At 57.9% G+C, this 19839-nt stretch carries 18 protein-coding genes; 10 read left to right on the forward strand and 8 right to left on the reverse strand.

Going from position 1 to position 19839, the window contains the following annotated elements:
• Window positions 1–47: 47 nt before the first annotated feature.
• Window positions 48–1268: a sugar metabolism global transcriptional regulator Mlc gene (gene mlc, locus LG383_RS08980; protein WP_225758914.1), complete on the reverse strand. Its 1221-nt coding sequence runs from the start codon at window positions 1266–1268 to the stop codon at window positions 48–50.
• Between the two features lie 127 nt (window positions 1269–1395).
• On the reverse strand, window positions 1396–2295 hold the full coding sequence (locus tag LG383_RS08985) for a LysR substrate-binding domain-containing protein (protein WP_225758915.1): 900 nt from the start codon (window positions 2293–2295) through the stop codon (window positions 1396–1398).
• A 122-nt stretch (window positions 2296–2417) separates the two neighbouring features.
• On the opposite strand from LG383_RS08985, the gene LG383_RS08990 reads away from it, so the two are divergent.
• The 6 genes from LG383_RS08990 (at window position 2418) to LG383_RS09015 (ending at window position 8191) form a co-directional block, all read left to right on the forward strand.
• On the forward strand, window positions 2418–3668 hold the full coding sequence (locus LG383_RS08990; protein WP_225758916.1) for an MFS transporter: 1251 nt from the start codon (window positions 2418–2420) through the stop codon (window positions 3666–3668).
• A gap of 247 nt (window positions 3669–3915) precedes the next feature.
• The gene (locus tag LG383_RS08995; RefSeq protein WP_225758917.1) at window positions 3916–4248 is read left to right on the forward strand and encodes a DUF1493 family protein; all 333 of its coding nucleotides are present in this window, start codon (window positions 3916–3918) and stop codon (window positions 4246–4248) included.
• Between the two features lie 160 nt (window positions 4249–4408).
• Window positions 4409–5896, forward strand: coding sequence for a carboxypeptidase M32 (locus tag LG383_RS09000; RefSeq protein WP_106993775.1), 1488 nt, complete (start codon window positions 4409–4411; stop codon window positions 5894–5896).
• 160 nt (window positions 5897–6056) lie between these two features.
• A complete protein-coding gene (locus LG383_RS09005) occupies window positions 6057–6611 on the forward strand; it encodes a thioredoxin fold domain-containing protein (protein ID WP_225758918.1) in 555 nt (184 codons plus the stop codon).
• A gap of 167 nt (window positions 6612–6778) precedes the next feature.
• Window positions 6779–7087, forward strand: coding sequence for an acid resistance repetitive basic protein Asr (gene asr, locus LG383_RS09010; RefSeq protein ID WP_106993773.1), 309 nt, complete (start codon window positions 6779–6781; stop codon window positions 7085–7087).
• Window positions 7088–7366: 279 nt separating this feature from the next.
• A complete protein-coding gene (locus LG383_RS09015; RefSeq protein WP_225758919.1) occupies window positions 7367–8191 on the forward strand; it encodes a serine protease in 825 nt (274 codons plus the stop codon).
• Between the two features lies 1 nt (window position 8192).
• Here the strand turns inward: LG383_RS09015 and LG383_RS09020 are convergent, their stop codons facing one another.
• From LG383_RS09020 to mdtJ, 3 genes are all read right to left on the reverse strand, one after another.
• Window positions 8193–10355, reverse strand: a complete 2163-nt coding sequence (locus LG383_RS09020) for a bifunctional diguanylate cyclase/phosphodiesterase (protein WP_225758920.1) — start codon at window positions 10353–10355, stop codon at window positions 8193–8195.
• Between the two features lie 85 nt (window positions 10356–10440).
• The gene (gene mdtI / locus LG383_RS09025) at window positions 10441–10770 is read right to left on the reverse strand and encodes a multidrug/spermidine efflux SMR transporter subunit MdtI (RefSeq protein WP_166182324.1); all 330 of its coding nucleotides are present in this window, start codon (window positions 10768–10770) and stop codon (window positions 10441–10443) included.
• Window positions 10757–11119, reverse strand: a complete 363-nt coding sequence (gene mdtJ, locus LG383_RS09030) for a multidrug/spermidine efflux SMR transporter subunit MdtJ (RefSeq protein ID WP_166182323.1) — start codon at window positions 11117–11119, stop codon at window positions 10757–10759. The genes mdtI and mdtJ overlap by 14 nt, the downstream gene beginning before the upstream one ends.
• Window positions 11120–11536: 417 nt before the next feature.
• On the opposite strand from mdtJ, the gene LG383_RS09035 reads away from it, so the two are divergent.
• The gene (locus LG383_RS09035; protein WP_225758921.1) at window positions 11537–12574 is read left to right on the forward strand and encodes an AI-2E family transporter; all 1038 of its coding nucleotides are present in this window, start codon (window positions 11537–11539) and stop codon (window positions 12572–12574) included.
• Here LG383_RS09035 and LG383_RS09040 read toward each other — a convergent pair.
• From LG383_RS09040 to LG383_RS09050, 3 genes are all read right to left on the reverse strand, one after another.
• Window positions 12571–13527 (reverse strand): zinc-dependent alcohol dehydrogenase family protein, encoded by a 957-nt coding sequence (locus tag LG383_RS09040; protein WP_225758922.1) that lies wholly within the window; start codon window positions 13525–13527, stop codon window positions 12571–12573. The genes LG383_RS09035 and LG383_RS09040 overlap by 4 nt on opposite strands.
• A gap of 3 nt (window positions 13528–13530) precedes the next feature.
• The gene (gene smrA / locus LG383_RS09045) at window positions 13531–14094 is read right to left on the reverse strand and encodes a DNA endonuclease SmrA (protein ID WP_225758923.1); all 564 of its coding nucleotides are present in this window, start codon (window positions 14092–14094) and stop codon (window positions 13531–13533) included.
• Window positions 14095–14432: 338 nt separating this feature from the next.
• Entirely contained in the window at window positions 14433–15341 is a 909-nt protein-coding gene (locus LG383_RS09050; RefSeq protein WP_106993765.1) for a LysR family transcriptional regulator, read from the reverse strand.
• Between the two features lie 175 nt (window positions 15342–15516).
• On the opposite strand from LG383_RS09050, the gene LG383_RS09055 reads away from it, so the two are divergent.
• Genes LG383_RS09055 through abgT form a run of 3 tightly spaced genes read left to right on the forward strand, consistent with a single transcriptional unit; the run spans window position 15517 to window position 19835 of the window.
• Window positions 15517–16827 carry a M20 family metallo-hydrolase gene (locus LG383_RS09055; RefSeq protein WP_225758924.1) on the forward strand — a complete coding sequence of 437 codons (1311 nt, stop codon included), beginning with the start codon at window positions 15517–15519 and terminating at the stop codon, window positions 16825–16827.
• Window positions 16827–18272 carry a M20 family metallopeptidase gene (locus LG383_RS09060; protein ID WP_106993763.1) on the forward strand — a complete coding sequence of 482 codons (1446 nt, stop codon included), beginning with the start codon at window positions 16827–16829 and terminating at the stop codon, window positions 18270–18272. Before LG383_RS09055 ends, LG383_RS09060 begins: the two co-directional genes overlap by 1 nt.
• A 36-nt stretch (window positions 18273–18308) precedes the next feature.
• Complete coding sequence (abgT, locus tag LG383_RS09065; protein WP_106993762.1) at window positions 18309–19835, forward strand: p-aminobenzoyl-glutamate transporter; 1527 nt, start codon at window positions 18309–18311, stop codon at window positions 19833–19835.
• Window positions 19836–19839: the final 4 nt, after the last annotated feature.

A 19839-nucleotide genomic window follows, 5' to 3' on the forward strand; every position in this document is an offset into this window, starting at 1 on the left:
CGCTCAGTTTGAGATAGCGCAATTTTTGGTAAGACTACAGGAATCTGTTAACCCTGCAGGAGACGGATCAGCAGGGACCCGTTGTACATCGCATCTTTCACCAGCGCCGCACCGGCCATCGTCCCCTGATTGGTAAACTGAGTGCTCTCCACTACGATATGTTTACTGTAGGCCGGAAGGGACTGCTGGCGGATGGAGTCGGCGATCGCCGGGAAGAGGACACCTGCCGCCTGGCTCAGGGGCGAACCGATCAGGATCTTTTGCGGGTTAAAGAGGTTAACCATGATGGCAATGATGCGCCCGACGTTGGTGCCCACGCCGGTAATGATATCTTTGGCCAGCAGATCCCCCTGCTGAGCGGCCGCACACAGCGACGCCACGGTCAGGGGTTGGCCGTGCAGCGTCGAGCTCATCGACTGGCCGAGCCGGAGCTGGGCCAGTTCCATCACGCTATCCACGCTGGCAATGGTCTCCAGGCAGCCGTGGTTACCGCAGTAACAGCGTTTGCCGTAAGGATCAACCTGGGTGTGGCCAATCTCCACCAGGCTGCTGCTCCCGGCGTGTAACAGACGGCCATCGGTGATCACCCCGGCCCCCACGTTGTGGTCAATCACCACCTGAATCACATCACGCGCCCCACGCGAAGCGCCGAACAGCGCCTCGGCCATGGTCCAGGCGCTGATGTCATGCTGAATATAGACCGGCACGCCGGTGTGGTTTTTCAGCACCTCTCCCAGCGGCATCTCTTTGACGTCGTCGTAGAACGGCATCCGGTGGACAATACCATTTTCGGTATCAATGATGCCCGACATGGTGATGGCGATGGCGGTCAGACGCTCCAGCTTCTGCTGGTGATGAATAAAGAATTGATCGATAAGCGCGGTGATCCGTACCTCAAGCGGCAGCTCGGCTTGCAGCGCCAGCGGGAGTTGCTCTTCCACCACCAGCTTGCTGCTGAGATCGCGCAACGCCAGGTAGATCTCGCCCCGGCTGATACGCAACGAGAGGTAGTGCCAGGCTTCGGTTTCCACCACCAGCCCTACCGCCGGACGGCCACGGCTGCCCGGTTCCTGAATTTCGGTCTCCTGCACCAGATGCGCTTCGAGCATTTCTCGTACAATCTTGGTGATACTGGCAGGTGCCAGTTGCGCAAGGCGTGAAAGATCGATGCGCGAGACCGGCCCAAGCTGATCAATCAGGCGATATACCGCACCCGCATTGGTCTGCTTAATCTGATCGATATGCCCAGGCTGACTATCAGCAACCACCACGTACTCCCTTATTTTCGAGCTTCGAAATAAACTGTGGGCTATGGTGAAGCACTTCTACAGTGATCGTCAAATTTTTACTTAGCCTTGTGATTTACAGCACATTTTTACCCGCTTTTTTTGCCGCTTAACCGCCCGACGAGGCCTGAATCAACAGATTTTTGAAACGTTGTGCCGCGGCGCTGAGCTCGTGATGCTTCGACCATACCAGCCACATCTCTGACACCGCATCCGGTTCGGCTATCGCCACCCAGCGCATTTCATTCAGCTGCAGGCGTTTAAACGAGGCTGGCAGGATCGACACCCCCAGCCCGGCCGCCACCAGGCCGATAATGGTCATCGCCTCACCCACCTCCTGGGTGATGACCGGGGTAACACCGTAGCGGCGCAGCAGCCCCAGGATGTCGTCATACAGGCCGGTGCCAACACGCGGATCAAAAAAGACAAACGGCTCGTTAGCCAGCTCCGCGAGGGAAATGGCCGATTTGGCCGCCAGAGGGTGATCCCGGTGGATCATCACCAGCAGCGGCTCGCGCAGCACCCGCTGCCACGCCAGGGTATCCGGCAGCTGGGTATTGCGCATCAGACCGAGATCCAGCGAACCTTCGCTCAGCGGGACAATCTGCTCCCGGGTGTTAATCTCCCGGGTCTGGATATGCACGTCCGGTGTGAGGCGGCGAAAGGTCGACAGGGTGTGCGAAATGGCGCGGATAAAGGGCGCAGACGAGGTAAACCCGAGGCGTAACTCCCCGGTTTCGCCATGATGCAGGCGTTCTGCCCGGGCGGCCGCCTCGTCCACCTGAATCAGGATCTGGCGGCTGTCCGCCAGAAACTGGCGCCCTGCCGCCGTCAGCCCCACGCTGCGGTTGGTGCGGGCCAGCAGACGGGCTCCCACCTGCTGCTCCAGGGCCTGGATCTGCTGGCTCAGCGGCGGTTGGGAGATATTCAGCCGCGCCGCGGCGCGACCAAAATGCAGCTCCTCAGCGACGGCGACAAAGTAGCGCAGATGACGCAGTTCGATATTCATATCTTTAACGTATCATTTGAGATTATTAATATATTAGACAGAATATTTACATTTTCCTACCCTGATCCCTGTGGTCATACCCGTCACCAGAAATCACGGGGATGTTGAAGCAAGGAACTTACGTGAGTCGTACAACAACGGCTGATATCGCCCCGACAGATGATATCGATATACCAACCAGGCCCCGTCCGGTTCAGTTAATCAAACGCGGCACCCCGCAGTTTATGCGCGTCACCCTGGCGCTGTTCTCCGCCGGACTGGCGACCTTCGCCCTCCTCTACTGCGTGCAACCGATCCTGCCGGTGCTGTCGCACGAGTTTGGCGTGACGCCTGCCACCAGCAGTATCTCGCTCTCAATCTCCACCGGGATGCTGGCGGTCGGTTTACTCTTTACCGGGCCGCTGTCGGACGCCATCGGGCGCAAACCGGTGATGGTCACCGCATTGCTGCTGGCGTCGGTCTGTACTTTGCTGTCGACGATGATGACCAGCTGGCACGGGATTTTGATCATGCGCGCGCTGATCGGCCTCTCCCTCAGCGGCGTGGCGGCGGTAGGCATGACCTACCTCAGCGAGGAGATCCACCCCAGCTTTGTCGCCTTCTCGATGGGGCTCTATATCAGCGGTAACTCTATTGGCGGGATGAGCGGACGGCTGCTGAGCGGGGTCTTTACCGACTTCTTCAGCTGGCGAATTGCGCTGGCGGCGATCGGCTGCTTTGCGCTGGCATCGGCGCTGATGTTCTGGAAAATCCTGCCGGAATCGCGCCACTTTCGCCCTACCGCCTTACGACCTAAAACACTGCTGATTAACTTCCGCCTGCACTGGCGCGACCGGGGTCTGCCTCTGCTGTTCCTGACCGGATTCCTGCTGATGGGCTCGTTTGTCACCCTGTTTAACTACATTGGCTACCGGCTGATGCTCGCCCCCTGGCACCTGAACCAGGCCCTGGTCGGCCTGCTGTCGGTGGCCTATCTGACCGGGACCTGGAGTTCACCGAAAGCCGGGGCGATGACCACCCGCTTCGGGCGCGGCCCGGTGATGCTGGCCTCGACGGGCATTATGCTGGCCGGGGTCTTGCTAACCCTGGTAAGTAACCTGTGGGTGATTTTTGCCGGGATGCTGCTCTTCTCCGCCGGCTTTTTTGCTGCCCACTCGGTCGCCAGCAGCTGGATCGGCCCGCGCGCCCGTCGCGCCAAGGGCCAGGCCTCTTCGCTGTATCTGTTTAGCTACTATCTTGGCTCCAGTATCGCCGGGACGCTCGGCGGCGTGTTCTGGCATCAGTACGGCTGGAACGGCGTGGGCGGGTTTATTGCATTGATGCTGTGTGGGGCGTTGCTGGTGGGCAGGAGCCTTCATTGTCGTTTGAAATAAACTCATCAGGTGATCACCAGTAGCAAATCTATCTTTGGCTTTATTTACGACCCCGTACTGGTGCAAAACGAGTGCGGGTTTTTCGTTTTTAATCATTCTAAATCCCATATCAAGCATTACTAAACAATAGCTTACCGCATATTGTTCATTTACTCATCATTTCATACAGGTTAGGCTTTCAACGGATTACCCATAGTAAATGCAAGGCAAAGGAAGCAGGGTAATCCGGATTATGATGGGCACGAAGATGATGACAAATGAAGATGTGATTAGCTGGTACTGTGAACGGTTCAACAAACCTGCCCTGTTTACCAGGAAGTCATGGCCCGTAACCCTTGATACCAGCCTCTCCACAGGTGATTACGTTTGGGCAAGTGAAACAGGGGCAGACATCATGAGGGAATATTTTCAACGCTTTGATGTGGACCCTGCCAACTTCGACTTTTACCGATACTGGCCTGAGGAGACATTTATCCTTTACTCCTTATTCACTAGCGGAAAGGACGACGATGAACCAGAACCGCTAACACTTCGTATGCTTGCTGAGTCTGCAAAAGCAGGTAAATGGTTATATGACTAACAATCAAAGGGGCGATTAGGCCCCTTTTTCATATCAGCACTCTGCGGTGGCCAGCCCATTCCTTTTCCTCGCCTCAAACGAATACATGAAAAGTGCATGAATCGCTCATAAATCACGGTAAACTCACCTGAACACATCCATCTGAACGAGAACAAGAACTATGCAGAAAAACGTTTCTTATCAGCAACTCACCCGTACCTTCCAGCGTCTCTCCCGCTTCTCCCACCTCTCCGCCATCGCCAGTTGGGACATGTTTACGATGATGCCAGCAGGGGGGAGTACTGCCCGCGGCGAAGCGCTGGCTGAGTTGAGCGTCCTGCAACACCAAATCCTGACCGATGCGAAAGTGGCTGACTGGCTGCGTAATGCCGAAAGCGAAGATCTGAACGACGTCGAACAGGCCAACCTGCGGGAGATGACCCGCCACTATCAACAGGCTGCGCTACTGCCGGAGTCGCTGGTGGAAGCCAAATCGCTGGCGGGCAGTAAATGCGAGCATGCCTGGCGCACCCAGCGTCCGGCCAATGACTGGCCGGGCTTTGCCGCCAACCTGAAAGAGGTGGTGAAACTGAGCCGGGAAGAAGCCCGCCTGCGCGCCGACGCCAAAGGCTGCACCCCTTACGATGCGCTGCTGGATATTTTCGAACCGGACATGACCAGTGCCCGCCTCGACGTGCTGTTTGGCGATCTCAAATCCTGGCTGCCGGACCTGCTGAACCAGGTGGTCGAGAAGCAGGCGCAGCAATCCTTCGTGCCCCCGCAGGGCCCGTTCCCGACGGCGATCCAGCGTGAGCTGGGGCTGGAGGCGATGAAGACCCTCGGGTTCGATTTTAACGCCGGTCGGCTGGACGTCAGCGCCCACCCCTTCTGCGGCGGCGTGCCGGAAGATGTGCGCATCACCACCCGTTACGACGAAGAGGAGCTGCTCAGCGCCCTGTTTGGTGTGATCCACGAAACCGGCCACGCCCGCTACGAGCAGAACCTGCCGCGCAACTGGCTCGGCCAGCCCATCGCCCTGGCGCGCTCTACCGCCATCCACGAATCCCAGAGCCTGTTCTTTGAGATGCAGCTTGGGCGCAGCAAGGCGTTCCTGAACCATCTGCTCCCGGCTGTGCGCGAGCGGTTCGGCAGCCAGGCGGCCTTTACGCCGGAGAACTTTGTCGCCTGGAACCAGCGCGTCAAGCCCGGTTATATCCGCGTGGATGCTGACGAGGTCAGCTATCCGGCGCACGTGGTGCTGCGCTACGAGATCGAGCGGGCGCTGATTAACGGCGACATCGAGGTGGAGGACATCCCGGCGCTGTGGGATGAGAAGATGCAGGCGTGGCTGGGCTTATCGACCAAAGATAACTACCGCAACGGCTGTATGCAGGACATCCACTGGACAGACGGCGGCTTTGGTTACTTCCCGTCGTACACCCTCGGGGCAATGTACGCCGCCCAGCTGTTCGCTGCGGCCAAAAAAGCCCTGCCGGATCTGGACGCCGCCATCGCCGTCGGGGATTTCAGCGCCCTGTTCGATTGGCTGCGCCAGAACATCTGGCAGCATGGCAGCCGCTTCACCACCGCCCAGTTGATCGAGCAGGCCACCGGGGAAGATCTCAACAGCCGCTACTTCCGCGACCATCTCACCTCGCGCTATCTGTAATACCTCCCGCCGGAGCCTGCTCCGGCGTTTTTTTCCCTTTATGCAATAAGAAGATGATTTTGCACATATCTACGTGCCGTCACTTTCTGTATGAGGTATTAACCTGGTCGCATACTCAAGCCATTAACAGACCAGGCATAAATCATAAACAAAGGGATAAATGATGAATGGCATTACCAAAAATATAGCTATTGCCCTGTTGTGTGCGGTGAGTTCCGGCGCTTTCGCCGCGACGCCCCCTGCCACGGACAACACGCCGCAAGAAGCTTACGACGATATCACCCGCTCACTGGACGACCTCCACCCCATCACCTTCCAGGCACCCGCCGAAAAGTACAAATTGCTGGTGTTTATTGATAACCAGTGTAGCTACTGCAGCACGGTGGTGAAAAACGTTAAAAAGTATACGGACGCCGGGTTAACCATGTCATTTTTGACCGTTGCCCCGAAATCGATTCGCGACTCGGTGATAGAAGATATGGGGCGCGTATGGTGCTCCATCGATAAGACGAAAAGCCTTCAGCAGGCAATGGCAGGATTTTTACCTGATAACGACACTACCCCGGCCTGTTCCGATCTGGTCACGCGTCAGTCCGCGCTGGCAGACAGGCTGGGTATCACCGTCACGCCGGTGATGGTGGTGGTCGAGCCCGAAACGCGCACAATAGTGGGAAGCCAACCCCCGGCAGCCATTCTCGCGGCATTGAAGAAATAACGATAACGCGTACGAGCGGGCTCGTTCGTACGCGTTACACCCGCCTTTGTACATTGCGTTACACGCCGTCACCAATCACTCACGGAAGCCCTCAGTTTTCAGGGATATAGTTCTTTCAACGGCCCCGCAGTGGGGTTAAATGAAAAACCAAATTCGAGGGTAGGATGATGAAAAAAGTATTAGCTCTGGTTGTTGCCGCTGCAATGGGTCTCTCTTCTGCTGCATTCGCTGCTGACACCGTCGCCAACACTGCTGCACCAGCGGCAACCGCAGCACCGGCTGCGAAAACCGTGCACCACAAAAAACACCACAAAGCTGCGGTACAGAAAGCGCAGGCTGCTAAAAAGCACCATAAAAAAGCGGTGAAAAAAGAAGACGCGGCGCCGGTTGCTCAGAAAGCGCAGGCTGCCAAAAAACACCATAAAAAAGCCGTTAAACATGACGCTGCAGCCCCGGCAGCAAAACCGGCTGCATAAGCCGCCTTACCTTAACGTGCCCTGAGGGGTGCGTTGGTCCCCGGCGCTGAACCACCCTGGTTGCAGCGCCGTTTTTCTATCCGGAGGGCGTTATGTTTCAGCGCTATCGGTTTGAGTTCATTCTTATCACGCTTATTTTATGCGCACTTATCGCCAGTGTGTTTTATATTTCATGAATGTAGCACGCTGATTTTACTCCCACTTTCGCGCTGTCCCGTCTATAGTTAATAACCAGGGTTCATATTTAATAATCATAATTATCCCCCTTCAGAGTGTGATATGCGTAAATCTGTTGTGGTTGTACTGAGAACGTTTTTTCTCTTTTCTGGGCTGAGTCATGCGGACGATGGCAGCGACGACGCTGCGAACGTCAAAAAAGAGGTACAAACGCTGTTTTTTGGTCATGACGACCGTACGCGTGTCACCGATCCGTCCAGCTCGCCGTGGGATGCCATTGGCCAACTGGAAACCGCCAGCGGAAATCTGTGTACCGCGACCCTCATCACCCCCCGGCTGGCGCTGACCGCCGGTCACTGTCTGCTGGTGCCGCCGAACGGTAAACCGGATACCGCCGTTGCCCTGCGCTTTGTGTCGCTAAAAGGCAGCTGGCGCTATGAGATCCACGGCATTGAAGGACGCGTTCCGTCATCACTGGGACGGCGGCTGAAAGCCGACGGCGATGGCTGGATCGTGCCGCCGTCTGCCGCCTCGTGGGATTTTGGTCTGGTGGTGCTGCGTAATCCGCCGTCGGGGATCACCCCGCTGCCGCTGTTTACCGGTGACAAAGACGCCCTGACCGCCGCCCTGAAAGCGGCCGACCGCAAGGTAAATCAGGCGGGCTACCCGGAAGATCATCTCGACGTGCTTTATACCCATCAGGACTGCATCGTCACCGGCTGGGCGCAAACCGGCGTGCTGTCGCATCAGTGCGATACCCTGCCCGGGGACAGCGGCTCGCCGCTGATGCTGCAAACCGCCGAAGGCTGGCAGGTTATCGGAGTACAAAGCTCCGCCCCTGCGGCCAAAGATCGCTGGCGGGCCGATAACCGCGCCCTGTCGATTACCGGTTTTCGTGACAAGCTGGAAGAGCTGGCCCAGCAGTGATTTAACACTGTCGCTGCTGGCGTAGCGCCCTAATCGCCTCTATCGGCATCGGCTGGCTGTACCAGAAGCCCTGCAACTGATCGCAGCCCGCCAGCCGCAGCAGTTTCATCTGCTTCTCGTTCTCCACCCCTTCGGCCACCACGGACATCCCCAGAGCGCTGGCGATGCGTACCGTGCCGCTGACCAGCGCCGCGGCCTGCTCGTCACGATCCACCAGCCCCGCCAGCGATTTGTCGATCTTAATGGTGTCGAAGTTAAAGCGCCTCAGATAGCCGATGCTGGAGTAGCCGGTGCCAAAATCGTCCAGCGCCACGGCGATGCCCTGGGCTTTAAGGTTGCTGATAGCTGAGCGGGCCCGCTCGGGATTTTCCAGCACGTAGGTTTCGGTGACTTCCAGCTGCAGGCGCGTGGCCGGGAAGCGGCTGAACTCCAGCGCGCCGGCCACTTTGGCCTCAAAATCCGGGTCGCGGAACTGGGCGGGTGAGATATTGACCGACAGTTTTAAATCCGCGAAGGGCTCCAGATCCTGACAGGCCCGGCGCAGGACAAACTGCCCCAGGGCGTAAATCAGTCCGCTGGTCTCGGCGATGGTGATAAACACGTCCGGCGGCAGCGGCCCCTCCGGGCGACGCGGCCAGCGCACCAGCGCCTCCACGCTCACCATCTTCTGGCTGCGCGCATCAATGATCGGCTGATACCAAACATCAAACTCTTCACGTTCAAGGCCGCTGCGGATCTGGCCTTCAATCGCCACCTGGCGCTCCCGGACGCTGTTCAGCTCCGTATCATAGTGCGTCACCCGCCCCTTGCCGGTGATTTTGGAGTGGTACATGGCGATATCGGCGCGACGGAACAGCTCCGAGCTGGTGCACTCCACCAGGGTGCCGCTGGCGATGCCGATACTGGCGCCAATATGGATGGTGCGCTCCCCGACGCGGATCGCGTTGTGAAGATAATCGAGGACAAAGCCCGCAAAGGCTGAGGCCAGCGCTTCGGCGTTCTCTCCGCCGATGGTCATGGCAAACTCGTCCCCGCCCATGCGGGCCAGCATACCGTCCTTCGGCACGTTGTCGCGTAACGCCCCGGCGATGATCACGATCAGCTCATCCCCGACCTCATGACCGTAGATATCATTCACGTCTTTAAAGCCGTCGAGGTCGATAAAGACCACGCTTTTGCGATCGGTATCGCCGCGCAGGCTCACCCGCTCCAGCTCTTCAATCAGCGCCCGGCGGTTAGGTAAATGGCTGAGCCAGTCGGTACGCGCCACCTTTCGCGCCAGGTTCTCACCGCGCGCCAGTTTATACAGCCCCACGCAGCTGAAGAGGATGAACAGCAAAATCAGCGCCGCGGTGAACAGCACGATCCGGGTGATGTCCAGCGAAGCGGCCTTCGCCGCGGCGGCCCCCGGCAGGCGCGGCGTCCACGACAGAAAGCCCAGCACCTCGCCCGAGGCGCTTTTCAGCGGCACGCTCACGTCGGTGATCTGCTCCGGGGTAAAGGTCAGATCGTCGATCTGAAAGGTGTTACCCAGATCGCGCAAAATTTGCGGATTGATGTGGCGGGTGATGACCAGAAAGCGGCGGGTATTATCCCCTGCCTGCAGGCTGCCCATTGTCGGGCGGATCAGTCCGACGCCTATAAAGGCGATCCCCGCGCGGGTGCGGGTGATCCCGGCGTAGATATTTTTATCCGATTTCAGGGCATTGGCGTGCATCTGGATCAGCGATTTCAGGCCATCGCCAAAGAAGTCGAGGTTCTTTTCCGTGAAAGGCTGGCTTCTGAATGAGCCCCACAGCACCCGGAAACGTTCGTCGAGCACAAAGGTGCCGTCATACAGGTTATTCACCTTGTATCCTGCGCCCCAGGTGTTATAGAGCCAGTCCACGTCCAGCGCCGGGCGGTAGGCTTCGCGCACCGCGTCATCCCAGACGGCATTATCAATCACCAGCGACCAGACCCGGTTGACAGAGGTCTGAACGGCACCCTGTACGGAGAGGGCCGTGCGCTGTTCGTCGATTTCATTGGCTTTACTGCTGATGAGGTTGAGCGAGAGGTAGAGCAGGATCACAACCGAGACGATTAAGCCGAGCCCTGCCATAAAAATCATGACAAACAAGGTTTTTGCAGAAGGGATTTTACGCCAGCTTAAAAGGGTATGCATTCATTCCTCATTATGTTAATGCCCTCAGACTAAGCGTAATACAGGTCATGAATTTCGCTGCCTGTAATGGCAGGCAGCGAGTGTATCAGGCCAGTTTTATCATGATCATCCCGGCGAGCAGCAGAAGCAGGCCAATCCAGCCCTTCTTATTCAGCCGTTGCCCAAACAGGATCCAGCCCGCCGCCAGCGTCGCCGCAATCCCGAAACCGCCCCACAGGGCATAGGCCACCGACAGCTCAATACCTTTGACCGCCTGCGACAGGGCGCTGAAGGCGGCGAGTACCGCCGCAATCGACAGCAGGCCGAACACTTTGCGGCGAAAACCGTCGGAAAACTTCAGCAACACGTTGGCGGCAATCTCCAGGACGATGGCCAGCGCCAGCCAGGCGCCATGAACCCACTCAAACTGTGGCATGGGTCGCCTCCTTGCGCTGTTTTGCCGGTTTGCGGGTGCCGGATTTAATGAATATTATTCCCGCGACCAGCGTCGTCAGACCCGCCATTTTCATTAGCGACAGCGACTCATCAAACAGTAAAACGCTAAAAAGGGTGATTAAGAAAATACCTACCCCTTCCCATAATGCGTACGCCACGCCCAGCGCGATTTTTTTAACCGCAAAAGACAAGAAAATATAGGACAGCGCAATCATCGACAGCATTAAAATATAGCCGCTGTGACCGCCGCTGATGGTGGCCCATTTCATTGAAAGCGTGCCGGTTATTTCAGCAACGATAGCCAGGGCTAAGAGGATCCAGTAAAACATATTTTTTCTCCTGCTTGAGAATATAATCCTTCGCGGCTCGCCAAAGGTGGCAGCCGGGTAAAAACGAATGAAGATTCAGCCGGGCGCAAGGCGCCAGCTCAGGCAGAGAGAGGATCTACAGCGCGTTGCGCCAGTGTTGCTCGCCAGACAGCAGGCAAAAAGAGGAGGATAAAGCAGAGATGTTTGAAAAATGCGTCCTGAACAGATTGTCCATAAAATTACAATTATCTGCGGTGTTGCTTCTCGTCAGTGCAGATGAAAATTGTCTCCGGTAGTTAAACACAGCTGATTTTTACCACAAGCCAGGATTTTACTCAAAGCCTTTTCATTTCTTTACCCTTACTGTTTGTGTTTGGTTAATTTTTTAAACGCCCCGCGCCGTTAGAATATATAAAAAGAACGGTATCAGGAGCCAGCATGGCCAAACCCATTATTACTCTCAACGGATTAAAAATAGTCATCATGCTCGGCATGCTGGTGATTGTGCTGACGGGGATCCGCGTTGCGGCGGATATTATTGTGCCCTTTATTCTGGCGCTGTTTATCGCCGTGGTGCTGCATCCGCTGGTGCGGTGGCTGGTGCGCCTGCGTCTTCCGCGGGTGCTGGCAATCACCCTGCCGATCCTGCTTATCGTGATCTTCATGGCGTTGCTGGTGGCCTATCTGGGCACCTCGCTGAATGAGCTGGCGCGCACCCTGCCGCACTACCGCTCCTCGCTGGCCGTGCCGCTGCTGCATCTGGAGCCCTGGCTGCAGCGGGCCGGGATTGAAGTGTCAATGGAAGAGCTGCTGAAGTACATCGATCCCAATGCCGCCATGACCCTGGTGACCGCCCTGCTGTCGCAGCTTTCCAGCGCCATGACGTCTATCTTTTTACTGCTGCTGACGGTGGTATTTATGCTGCTGGAGGTGCCGCAGCTGCCGGCGAAGCTCCAGCCGCTGATGTCCCGCCCGGTGGAAGGCATGGCTGCGATCCAGCGCGCCCTCGACAGCGTCTCGCACTATCTGGTGTTAAAGACCGCCATCAGCCTGGTGACCGGGCTGGTGGTCTGGGGAATGCTGGCGGTGCTGGAGGTCCGGTTCGCCTTCGTCTGGGCGCTGCTGGCCTTTGCCCTGAACTATATTCCGAACATCGGATCGGTGCTGGCGGCTATCCCACCGATTGCGCAGGTGCTGGTGTTCAGCGGCTTTTATCCGGCGCTGGTGCTGCTGGCGGGGTATCTGTTTATCAACCTGATCTTCGGCAACATTCTCGAGCCCCGGTTAATGGGGCGCGGTCTGGGCCTCTCGACGCTGGTGGTATTTTTGTCGCTGATCTTCTGGGGCTGGCTGCTGGGGCCGGTGGGAATGCTGCTCTCGGTACCTCTGACCATTATCGTCAAGATTGCGCTGGAGCAGACCTCCGGCGGCAAAAGCATTGCGCTGCTGCTCAGTGATATGAGCCATGCGAGCTAAGGGGTATCGCAGGTAAAATCCAGCAGCGGTTTGTGGTCTCGCCCCGCCTGCCGGTAGTCGGCCAGGGCCGTCTGCCAGGCACTGAACGGCAGCAGCCGGGCGCCACTGTAGTGGCTTCCGGTCAGCAGCGGCCAGATTTCGATAAACGCTGCCTGCCATGCCTGCGGGCTAAGCGCGTCGAAGTGGTTGCGAATATGAAACCAGTGCATAGGCGGGAAGTGACGCTGTAACGTAAAGGGTTGTCCGGAGAGCAACCCATAGCAGATAAATGCAGCGCTGTTACGCATTGCACTTAAGATGGTCTGCGCCAGCTCGCCCCCCGTGGCGTCATAGACGATATCGCTGGCGGCGGCGATGGCGCGCACGCTGTCGCTCTCCTGCTGCGCTATCGGGACGATCCCCATCCCCCGCAGCCTGTCGGCATGAATTGCCGAGCGATGAATGCCGTATACGTCCGTCGCCCCACGCCGGAGCGCCCACTGTCCCAGCAGAATGGCGCAGTCCGATCCGGCGGCGGTCAGCAGCACCCGTTTACCCTGCACAGGCCAGAGGTTGAGCATCAGCCAGGCCGCCAGAGGGTTGATAAACGCCCGCGCCGCCAGAAGAGTATCAATAGTATCCGGAACCGGGATCGCCAGCGCCGCCGGGCAGTCGACATAGTGCTGCCAGGTGCCTTCTCCCCGCAGCGGCAGCACCCGCTGGCCCAAAAGGTGGGTGAAACCGACGGGGGCGGCAATCACCCGCCCTACGCCTTCATATCCGGCGATGGCGGGCAAGCTAATGCGATGCCGGTAAGCACCGGTGATGGGGATCAGATCCGAGGCGTTGACCGGAGAGAGCAGCATCTGCACCCGGAGCATGTCCGGCTGCAGCGGCGCTTTTACCGCGGTTTCCCGCTGCAAAACAGACTCAGGCTCACCAAACTGACGGTAGCATAATGCGGTGTTGTCCATGATCTAGCGGCTGCGTTTGGCCAGTCGCTCGCGGGTTTCGAGTTTTGCCTCGCTGGACTTGCGCAGCGCGACATAACAGGCCCCGCTGCCGCCGTGGTGAGGCTGGGCCACACAATAGGCCTGCACCGCCTCGAACTCCGTCAGCCAGCGCGCCAGATAGCTGCGCACAATGTTGGCGTGAGACTTATCGTCGCGTCCTTTACCGTGAATGATGATCAGGTTACGTAAGCCGTCGCGCTCCGCCTGGCGGATAAAGGTAAACAGCTGCTGGCGGCACTGCTCAACGGGCTGACGCAATAAGGTGAGGCTCGCCTGGCGGGGGTATTTGCCCGAGCGCAGCTTATCGATGACCCCCAGTTGCACTCCTTCACGCTGAAACGAAAGCGGCTCTGCCAGAGGAATGACATCCAGAAAGCCGGTGGTGAGAAAGTTATCCAGCTGGCTGGTGTCCACAGGCTGACGGACGCGCGTTGTCGGGGCGGGTTGCCAGTGAACGTCGGCACAACGCCTGAGAGGCTGGACATCCTCCATCGCGTTGAGAAAAAGCGATTTATCGTCTGGGTTCATGGCATCCTCCTGCTTAGCTGACAGGGTACTATACCTGCCCCTTTCTCGGGGCTCAATGCGGCGTCGATTGACTATTAAAAAAATAATAATCAGTTCAGTTAATTTAATAATTAATGTAACTGGACTAAAACGAAATTTTATTAATGATTAACTTTATGACTTACATTAAATTTTTATGATCGCGTGGACTTAATTTCTTTATTTATCACCAAAAGATGTTATACATGAAGGTATCTGCACAATGGAAATAATAAGCAGAGATGCATGTGGAGCAATGCTGTGTGTACTGTGGAGTCTATTGGATGTCGATGGGCTCCATTTTTTTATCCTCATACTGTCTAATAAATAACCTGCCGGGCATGCCGTCTGAATTGTGTGATTAATGCGGTAGTCAACGGCGTCTGTCGGGAATCCCTTCGTTGAATAAGGTAATAGGTCGCTTTCGGTAACGGCTCTTTCACCGGCAACATCACCAGCCTGTTGGCCAGCAGCGGGTCGCAGCCCAGCTCCTGCGGCAGAATGCTGAGAAAATCGCTCTGCGCGACCAGACTAATACAGGACGAAAAGGTTTCGCAGACTACACCTATATGGGGGATCTGATCCCGGTGGGAAAACATCTCTTCCAGCTGCTTATAATAACTGCCTCGCGGCGTCGGCATCGTCCAGCTATATTTAAGTAATTCGCTAATAGATTCAGCTTCTATTGCCGGATGGCCTGCCCGACAAAATATCGCAAAAGGCTTCTCAAACAATTTTTCGAACGTGAATTCATGATCATACGGCCCCTGGTAATAGGTATTGATGGTAAAATCAAGTTCCCCCTGGCGTAATTCATTAATCATCGAAACTAATTGTCCTTCCATAATACGCACCTTGACCTGCGGATGCTGCTGATGGAAGCGGGAAATGACCCCGGGCATTAACAGGCGGGCAATGCTGGCCCCCATCCCGATATTAATCTGTCCGGCCTGCTGGCCCTGCCGCTGGCGAATATCGTCCTGGGCGCTGCGTAACTCCTCGAGGATCAGTCTGGCGTGCTGGTAAAAACTCTCTCCGCACTCGGTTAAGGTCACCCCTTTGCTGCGGCGAATAAATAGCTGCGCCGCGATGCCCTCTTCCAGCTCTTTAATGGATTTGGTTAACGCCGGTTGTGACAGATTCAACGCCCGCCCCGCCCCACGGATGCTCCCCTGCTGCGCCACTTCCACAAAGGCCCGCAGCTGATGAAATTTTACCTGGAATGTCATGTCGGCACCGATAACCGTTGTTTATCAGAGTAAAGAAACTGTCATCTACTGTAATGGAATTGATTGTGCCAGGGTAAGCCACGAACGGTTAAATCTGTGAATAAACGGTTAGTGATAAGTAAAAACTATCACAGTGTGAAGCAGTTCACATATTCTTATGATGACAGGAAACGATATGCATACACTGGCGCAGGACCTGCAAACCCTCTTCCCGCAACTCACCGCCTGGCGACGTGACTTCCATCATTTTGCCGAGTCCGGCTGGGTGGAGTTCCGCACCGCGGCAAAAGTGGCAGAGGTACTGGATCAACTGGGCTACGAACTGGCGATGGGCCGCGATGTGGTCGACGCTGACAGCCGGATGGGCCTGCCCGACGAGGCCACCCTGGCCCAGACCTTTGCCCGCGCCCGTCAGCAGGGTGCGCCGGAAAAATGGCTCAGCGCCTTTGAGGGCGGGTTCACCGGGATTGTGGCCACGCTCAATACCGGCCGAGCGGGGCCGACGCTGGCGTTTCGGGTCGATATGGACGCGCTGGATCTGGATGAATCCACTCAGGACGACCATCTTCCGGCCCGGGAAGGCTTTGCCTCCTGCAACAGCGGCATGATGCATGCCTGCGCCCACGACGGCCACACCACCATTGGACTCGGGCTGGCGCACCTGCTGATGCAGTACCGCGCGCAGCTGAACGGCACCATCAAACTGATCTTCCAGCCTGCCGAAGAGGGCACCCGCGGCGCACGAGCCATGGTTGCAGCGGGCGCACTCGACGGCGTGGACTACTTCACCGCCATCCACATTGGCACCGGCGTGCCGGCGGGTACCGTGATCTGCGGCAGCGATAACTTTATGGCGACCACCAAGTTTGACGTGCGCTTCACCGGTGTAGCGGCGCACGCCGGGGGCAAACCCGAAGAGGGACGCAATGCCCTGCTGGCCGCCGCCCAGGCCGCCATCGGCCTGCACAGCATCGCCCCGCACAGCGAAGGCGCGTCCCGCGTCAACGTCGGCGTGATGCAGGCGGGGAGCGGGCGTAACGTCGTCCCCGCCACTGCGCTGCTGAAGGTAGAGACCCGCGGCGAGAGCGAAGCCATCAATAACTATGTGTTCGAGCGCGCGAAAGCGGTCATTGACGGGGCGGCGGCGATGCACGGCGTCAGCACCGAGCTGCGTCTGATGGGTGCAGCGACCTCCAGCGCACCCTCGCCGGCGTGGGTGAACTATCTGCGCGAGCAGGCATCCCGGGTGGCCGGTGTGGAGCAGGCCATCGACAGAGTAAAAGCCCCTGCCGGATCGGAAGATGCCACCCTGATGATGGCCCGGGTTCAGCAGAACGGCGGCCTCGCCTCCTATATGGTGTTTGGCACCACCCTCAGCGCCGGACACCACAACGAAAAATTCGATTTCGACGAGACGGTGATGCTCATCGCCATCGAAACCCTGGCGCGAACCGCGCTTAACTTCCCGTGGACGCGAGGTGTGTAATGCAGAGCATGTACCGTTTTATTGAGGATGCTATCGACACCCGATCTCAGCACTTTACCAGGATTGCCGATGAGATCTGGGATCATCCTGAGACCCGCTTCGAAGAGTTCTGGTCCGCTGAACGTCTGGCCAGCGCCCTGGAAGCGGAAGGTTTTAGCCTGACCCGCGAGGCGGGCGGCGTGCCGAACGCCTTTATCGCCAGTTACGGCGAGGGGCAACCGGTGATTGCCATTCTGGGGGAGTACGATGCCCTGGCAGGGTTAAGCCAGCAGGCGCACTGCGCCACCCCGCAAACCGAGACCCCGGGGGCCAACGGCCACGGCTGCGGGCATAACCTGCTCGGCACCGCCGGGCTGGCGGCTGCGGTGGCGGCAAAATCCTGGCTGGAGCAGCACGGCGACAGCGGTACGGTACGTTTTTACGGCTGCCCTGGCGAAGAAGGCGGATCGGGTAAAACCTTTATGGTGCGCGAAGGGCTGTTCGACGATGTGGATGCCGCGGTTACCTGGCACCCGGAAGCCTTTGCCGGGATGTTTAACGTCAGCACCTTAGCCAACATCCAGGCGGCGTGGCGTTTCCACGGTACCGCAGCCCATGCCGCCAACTCCCCGCATCTGGGGCGCAGCGCGCTGGATGCCGTCACCCTGATGACCACCGGGACCAATTTCCTCAACGAACACATCATTGAAAAAGCCCGCGTTCACTACGCCATCACCGATACCGGCGGGATCTCTCCAAACGTGGTGCAGGCCCAGGCGGAAGTGCTGTATCTGATCCGCGCCCCGGAGATGGCCGATGCGCAGCAGATCTACGAGCGGATCGAAAAGATTGCCCAGGGCGCAGCGCTGATGACCGAAACCACCGTTGAACGCCGCTTCGATAAAGCCTGCTCCAGCTATCTGCCGAACCGCACGCTGGAGGCCGCCATGTACAGCGCTCTTCAGCATTTCGGCACCCCGGCATGGAGCGAGGAAGAACGCGCCTTTGCGGCGGAGATCCGCGCCACGCTGACCGACAACGATCTGCAAAACAGCCTGAAAAATATCGCCGCCACCGGCGGAGAAGACGGCAAGCAGTTTGCCCGTCGGCATCAGCAGACCCTGCTGGTGGACGAGGTGGCCCCCTATGCCATCACCGATAACGTGCTGGCGGGCTCTACCGACGTGGGTGACGTCAGCTGGAAAATGCCGGTCGCCCAGTGCTTCAGCCCCTGCTTTACCGTCGGTACGCCGCTGCACACCTGGCAGCTGGTGGCTCAGGGCCGCACCTCCATCGCCCATAAAGGGATGCTGCTGGCTGGTAAAGTGATGGGTGCCACCGCCCTGGCGCTGCTGCAGGACCCGGCGCTGCTGGCCGCCTGCCGCGAGGAGTTTGCTCAACAGTCAAATGAAAAACCGTACGTCTGCCCGATCCCAGAAAACGTGACACCGTCACCTTTAAAATAATAAAACATAACAACACAACACTCCCGAGGAACGCCCATGAGTATGTCTTCCATACCTTCGCATTCCCCATCCGGCAAGCTCTATGGTTGGGTTGAAAGAGTCGGCAACAAAGTGCCGCACCCTTTCCTGCTGTTCGTTTATTTGATTGTGATCCTGGCCGCGGCCACCGCCGTGCTGTCAGCCTTTAACGTCAGCGCCCGCAACCCGGCCGATGGCAGCATGGTGGCAGTTAAAAACCTGCTGAGCGTCGAAGGGCTGCACTGGTTTTTACCGAATGTGATCAAAAACTTTAGCGGCTTTGCCCCGCTGGGGGCGATCCTTGCCCTGGTACTGGGTGCCGGTCTGGCTGAACGTTCCGGCCTGCTGCCCGCCCTGATGGTGAAAATGGCCTCTCAGGTCAACGCGCGTTACGCCAGCTATATGGTGCTGTTTATCGCCTTCTTCAGCCATATCTCCTCGGATGCGGCACTGGTGATTATGCCCCCGATGGGCGCGCTGATCTTCCTCGCCGTCGGGCGTCATCCGGTGGCAGGCCTGCTGGCGGCGATTGCCGGGGTCGGGTGTGGTTTTACCGCTAATCTGCTGATCGTCACCACCGACGTGCTGCTCTCCGGTATCAGCACCGAAGCGGCCAAAACCATCGATGCTGCGATGCACGTCAGCGTGATCGACAACTGGTACTTTATGGCCAGCTCGGTGATTGTGCTGACGATTGTCGGGGGGTTGATCACCGATAAGATCGTGGAGCCACGTCTGGGCAAGTGGCAGGGTAGCAGCGACGAGAAGCTGGATGCGCTGTCGCCGGAGCAGCGTCGCGGGCTGCGGGTTGCCGGAGTAGTGTCCCTGCTGTTTATCGCCGCCATCGCCCTGATGGTGGTGCCGGAGAACGGCATCCTGCGCGATCCGGTCCAGCACACCGTGCTGCCCTCGCCGTTTATCAAAGGCATCGTGCCGCTGATCATTCTCTTCTTCTTTGTAGTGTCGCTGGCCTACGGCATCGCCACCGGGAAAGTGCGTCGTCAGGGCGATCTGCCTCAGCTGATGATCGAGCCGATGAAGGAGATGGCCGGGTTTATCGTGATGGTGTTCCCGCTGGCGCAGTTTGTGGCCATGTTTAACTGGAGCAACATGGGCAAGTTTATGGCGGTGGGCCTGACCGACCTGCTGGAAACCGCCGGCCTGAGCGGCGTGCCCGCGTTTGTCGGCCTGGCGCTGCTCTCCTCCCTGCTGTGCATGTTTATCGCCAGCGGGTCGGCCATCTGGTCGATTCTGGCCCCGATCTTCGTGCCGATGTTTATGCTGCTGGGCTTCCACCCGGCCTTCGCGCAGATCCTGTTCCGCGTGGCGGATTCCTCGGTGATCCCGCTGGCCCCGGTGTCGCCGTTCGTGCCGCTGTTTTTAGGCTTCCTGCAGCGCTACAAGCCCGAGGCCAAACTGGGTACCTACTATTCGCTGGTGCTACCCTATCCGCTTATCTTTTTAGGAGTATGGTTGCTCATGCTGGTGGCATGGTATCTTGTCGGCCTGCCCATCGGGCCGGGAGTCTACCCGCGACTGAATTAAGGAA

The organism is Leclercia sp. Marseille-Q4284, assembly GCF_916618945.1.
GTDB classification, from domain to species: Bacteria; Pseudomonadota; Gammaproteobacteria; order Enterobacterales; family Enterobacteriaceae; genus Enterobacter; species Enterobacter tamurae.